General features: G+C 43.8%; 1 protein-coding gene and 1 pseudogene. Both read right to left on the minus strand.

The features are described 5' to 3' along the window. Window positions 1–116: 116 nt before the first annotated feature. A complete protein-coding gene (gene sfsA / locus N5P32_RS17845; RefSeq protein ID WP_265730350.1) occupies window positions 117–836 on the minus strand; it encodes a DNA/RNA nuclease SfsA in 720 nt (239 codons plus the stop codon). 97 nt (window positions 837–933) lie between these two features. Then, a pseudogene (gene guaA, locus N5P32_RS17850) lies at window positions 934–2512 on the minus strand (glutamine-hydrolyzing GMP synthase). Window positions 2513–2731 lie beyond the last annotated feature (219 nt).

Consider the following 2731-nt stretch of genomic DNA (forward strand, 5'->3'; position numbering starts at 1 on the left):
CCCTTTTCGACACTTTCTTTCGATTTATTTTAAATAAAAGCAAATTCGTTCATAAAACCGTCAAAAACCATTATTTTTGGTTATAAAGCAACCAAACAAAGAGAGTTTACGCATTATCAATCCATCAATTCGGGCATATTCACAGAAACAGAACGCACTACTTTCATTCTCTGAGTGTCGATAGCCACTTGATAAGCCATTACCTCAACACCTTTTGCGACAACTTCTATAAAAGCTTGAGCATACTTTTTATCGATATGAGCAGCCGGTGTAACCGAATCAATCCCTGTATGACTAACACAAAAAAACATGACGGCACGATGCCCTTCTTCGACCATCTTCGCAAGCTCATATAAATGCTTACGTCCACGATCTGTTACCGCATCAGGAAAGTATCCTAATCCGTCTTCCTCTAATAAGGTGACGTTTTTGACTTCCACATAGCACTTGCGGCCATCACCGCCAGTGAGTAACCAATCAATGCGACTTTTCTCGCCATACTTCACTTCGGCTTTTTGTTCGGAATAGCCTAAAAGCTCTTTTACTACGCCATTGGCAATTGCTTCGCCTACTAATTTGTTTGGATAACCTGTATTGATACAGGCTAGATATTTCTCATCGACTTCCACCAGCTCCCATGTATAGGCAAGTTTACGCTTTGGATTGCCACTTTTAGACAACCAGACACGAGCATCATCTTGTTGGCAGCGTTTCATCGATCCGGTATTGGGACAATGAGCAACCACTACTTCACCATTGGGCAATTCAATATCCGATAAAAAGCGCTTATAGCGCTTAATCAATTTCCCCTCTATTAAGGGCGTTGGAAAATCCACAACAAAGCTCCAAAATGTTTCGAGATACAATACAAACAAAAAACGGCTCTCTTTACTATAAAGAGAGCCGTTTCGTTAGACCATTAACACAGAAGGATTATTCCCACTCAATGGTAGCCGGTGGCTTAGAAGACACATCGTAGGTAACACGAGAAATATGCTCGATCTCATTGATAATGCGACCAGACACAGTTTCTAGTAGTTCATAAGGTAGGTGCGCCCAACGCGCTGTCATGAAGTCGATGGTTTCAACGGCACGAAGTGCAACCACGTATTCGTAACGACGACCATCGCCCACTACACCAACCGATTTAACTGGTAAGAAAACAGCAAAAGCTTGGCTTGTTTTGTCATACCAACCAGAGCGACGTAACTCTTCGATGAAGATAGCATCAGCCCGACGTAGGATGTCGGCGTACTCTTTTTTAACTTCACCTAGGATACGCACACCAAGACCTGGCCCTGGGAACGGATGACGGTAAACCATGTCGTATGGAAGGCCTAGTTCAAGACCTAACTTACGCACTTCGTCTTTAAACAATTCGCGAAGCGGTTCAACCAACTCCATTTTCATATCATCAGGCAAGCCACCCACGTTGTGGTGAGATTTGATGACATGCGCCTTACCTGTTTTTGAAGCCGCAGATTCGATTACGTCAGGGTAAATCGTGCCCTGAGCAAGGAAGTCGATACCATCTAATTTAGACGACTCTTCATCGAAGATCTCAATGAAAGTATTACCGATGATCTTACGTTTTTTCTCTGGATCGTTTTCGCCAGCAAGCTTACCAAGGAACAAATCTTCTGCATCCACACGGATGACTTTTACACCCATGTTATCAGCAAACATTTTCATTACTTGATCGCCTTCATTTAGACGAAGCAAGCCGTTGTCGACAAAGACACAAGTCAATTGGTCACCAATCGCTTTATGAAGCAAATGCCGCCACAACAGAAGAATCCACGCCACCTGAAAGGGCTAGAAGAACTTTTTTGTCGCCAACTTGCTCTTGCATACGCTCGATCGCATCTTGCGCAATATTCGCAGGCGTCCATAACGTGTCACAACCACAAATATCGACGATAAAACGAGATAAAATACGGCCACCTTGTAATGTATGCGTTACTTCTGGGTGAAACTGTACACCGTAGAATTTCTTCGCTTCGTTCGCCATTGCCGCGATTGGGCAGCTGTCAGTTGACGCCATCAAAGTAAAATCTTCAGGCATAGCGATCACTTTATCGCCGTGACTCATCCAAACATCAAGCAAAGCAACGCCATTGTTCGCGATATGATCTTCGATATCTTGGAACAACGCTGGACCTTCGTGCTTACGGATTTGTGCGTAGCCGAATTCACGAATATCTGAACCTTGAACTTTACCGCCCAACTGCTCTGCCATGGTTTGCATGCCGTAACAAATACCAAATACCGGCACGCCCAATGTAAATACTGCTTCTGGGGCACGAGGAGAACCTGGCTCAGGAACGGATTCAGGACCACCAGCAAGGATGATACCTTTTGGATCGAAGTCGATAACTTCTTGGTCTTCCATATCAAAAGCACGAACTTCACAGTAAACACCAATTTCGCGAACGCGACGCGCAATCAGCTGAGTGTACTGAGAACCGAAATCAAGAATAAGAATTTTATGAGCGTGGATATCTTGCGACATTATTAGCCATTCCTTTCACTCTGCTTTAAAAGAGCCACTCTTTTTGCAGAAGTAATCAATAAAATAGTAAGAGCAATAAATAAAGATGGGGCGTGTTGTACGCCCCATCTCAGTGTCAAATTATCGGGCGATTAGCCGACATGATAATTTGGCGCTTCTTTCGTAATCGTCACATCATGAACATGACTTTCACGCATACCAGCACCCGTAATCTGAGAG

The sequence above is a fragment of the Marinomonas pontica genome (genome assembly GCF_026191375.1).
GTDB lineage: Bacteria > Pseudomonadota > Gammaproteobacteria > Pseudomonadales > Marinomonadaceae > Marinomonas > Marinomonas pontica.